This window comes from Acinetobacter sp. RUH 2624 (assembly GCF_000162375.2).
GTDB classification, from domain to species: domain Bacteria; phylum Pseudomonadota; class Gammaproteobacteria; order Pseudomonadales; family Moraxellaceae; genus Acinetobacter; species Acinetobacter nosocomialis.
In genome coordinates, this window is sequence record NZ_KI391939.1 from 853,640 (window position 1) to 855,668 (window position 2,029).

At 31.1% G+C, this 2,029-nt stretch carries 2 protein-coding genes and 1 tRNA gene; 2 read left to right on the forward strand and 1 reads right to left on the reverse strand.

The genetic code is table 11. From position 1 onward, the window contains the following. Positions 1 to 173 precede the first annotated feature (173 nt). Positions 174 to 305, forward strand: a complete 132-nt coding sequence (locus tag HMPREF0014_RS26435; protein ID WP_264673133.1) for a hypothetical protein — start codon at positions 174 to 176, stop codon at positions 303 to 305. Positions 306 to 492: 187 nt separating this feature from the next. Here HMPREF0014_RS26435 and HMPREF0014_RS10715 read toward each other — a convergent pair. Then, positions 493 to 569: transfer RNA gene (locus tag HMPREF0014_RS10715), tRNA-Ile, on the reverse strand. A gap of 160 nt (positions 570 to 729) precedes the next feature. On the opposite strand from HMPREF0014_RS10715, the gene HMPREF0014_RS10720 reads away from it, so the two are divergent. Next, entirely contained in the window at positions 730 to 1,983 is a 1,254-nt protein-coding gene (locus tag HMPREF0014_RS10720; protein WP_020992218.1) for an integrase family protein, read from the forward strand. Positions 1,984 to 2,029 lie beyond the last annotated feature (46 nt).

Consider the following 2,029-nt stretch of genomic DNA (forward strand, 5'->3'; position numbering starts at 1 on the left):
TTGAAAGTGCATAATCAATTGCTTGCTGTTTAAATTCAGCACTAAAACGTTTGGCCATTTCTTGGATCTCCAAAGTTAACGTTACGTTATCTTTAGAGGGAAGTACTGTCCATTATTTTGGCTAGGATCAGGCAGCAGATGATGACCATGAAGAAGACCTTTGGTTTATTTTGATGCAAGCTTGTACAGAAGAAGACTATATTCGTTTAGAAAACTTATGTCTCGAATACTGTGATTTATGGAAAAAGTTTTGGGATGTTCAAATGGAAAACTCGAAATCAATGCCTCAACAAAATTTAGCCTAAAAATAGATCAAATAATTAAGTTAATAATTAATAATAATCAAAATATTAAAAGGAACGTTTAAAAATATGGAAATAGGAAAAGATTTTTTTAAGTTTAATCGAACAATTTTTGAATAATGTAGTGATATTCGACTGTATGTCTAAAATTAAAGAACCCCAAAAACTTATAGTTTTTGGGGTTTGTATTTGGTGGGCCCACACAGACTTGAACTGTGGACCAACGGATTATGAGTCCGCTGCTCTAACCAACTGAGCTATAGGCCCTATAAATAAGAAAAGCTTTTAATCTCAAGGCTTTTCAGTGCCTGCAATACTAATCAATTTTTTTATTAAACACAAGTATTTTTCAAAAGTAGGTGTGCAGTAGACCTGAAAAATATTTTGCTATATTGTTAATTATCACAAGCGCTAGGGATTCTAGCTTATGAGCACTTCACGAGTAAAGCTAACTAAGTCATTTATCGATCAACTTAAACTCATTCCAGCAATTTATAGAGACAGTGAGATTATTGGTTTTGCTATTCGTGTAAATAATTCATATAAAACCTATATTGTAGAAAAGAAAGTAAAAGGTAGATCGATACGTTGTAAATTAGGAGATTACGAAAAAATTACTCTTGAAGAAGCTCGTATACTTGCACAGCAGAAGTTAAAAGATTTAACTGAAAACAATTATTTAATTAGCAAAAATAATAAAATATTAAAAAATAATTTAGATAAGAAAATTAACCAGCCTAGTCTCGATGAAGCTTTTCAAGCATATATCAATCAACACAAACTAAAAGACAGAACACTAGTTGATTATAGAGATGTCATAGAAAAATACTTAATGGATTGGAGGGAGCTTAAACTTACTGATATTACTGAACAGATGGTTGAAGATAAGTATATTCAATTATCTAAAATTAGTTATGCCAAAGCGAACTTATCTATGCGAGTACTTCGAGCTATTTATCGTTTTTCGGTTAAGTATTATCAAGACAGAAGTAAAGAACTCATCATATCTGCGATGAACCCAGTTAATTTTTTAAATTCAAAACAACGTTGGCGAGCAGTTTCAAGTCGAAGTAACTATATTCATAGAGAAAATTTAGAAAAATGGGTACACGCAATTATTGAATATGAAGGTCGGGGCCAAGAAAATGAAACAAATAAGGACTTTTTATTAACACTTGTTTTAACAGGACTTTTTAGAAATGAGTGTGAAAGCTTACGTTGGGAAGATCTAGACTTAGATGAAGGAAGTCTTTCCTTTATAAATACTTATAATAATGAGCGCTATAAACTTTATATGGGTGATTTCCTTTGGCATCTAATGAAAAATCGTAAAATGAAAATTAATGAAGAATGGGTGTTTCCATCTGTGAAGTCTAAAACTGGCCATATTGTTAATATTTCAAAATTCCGAAAAAAAATAGAAGGGCAGTGTAATATCTCTTTTACTTTTCAAGATTTACGGAGAACATTTAAATTTTTTGAAGATAACTTAAGTGATAAACCACTATTTATTAGAAAGGCAGATGACAAAGAGAAAATATTAGAATCTAACAATGTGGTTCACTTTCAAGATATGCGTAATAGAATGAATAGAATAGAACAAGTTATTCTGGGTTCATATAGAGATAAATTTGATCCTAGCCAAAATAATGGACAGTACTTCCCTCTAAAGATAACGTAACGTTAACTTTGGAGATCCAAGAAATGGCCAAACGTTTTAGTGCTGA

Excerpts from the sequence above, each read along its gene's own strand:
- HMPREF0014_RS10720 (WP_020992218.1), top strand. The coding sequence starts at position 730 with ATGAGCACTTCACGAGTAAAGCTAACTAAGTCATTTATCGATCAACTT.
- HMPREF0014_RS26435 (WP_264673133.1), top strand. The coding sequence starts at position 174 with ATGCAAGCTTGTACAGAAGAAGACTATATTCGTTTAGAAAACTTATGT.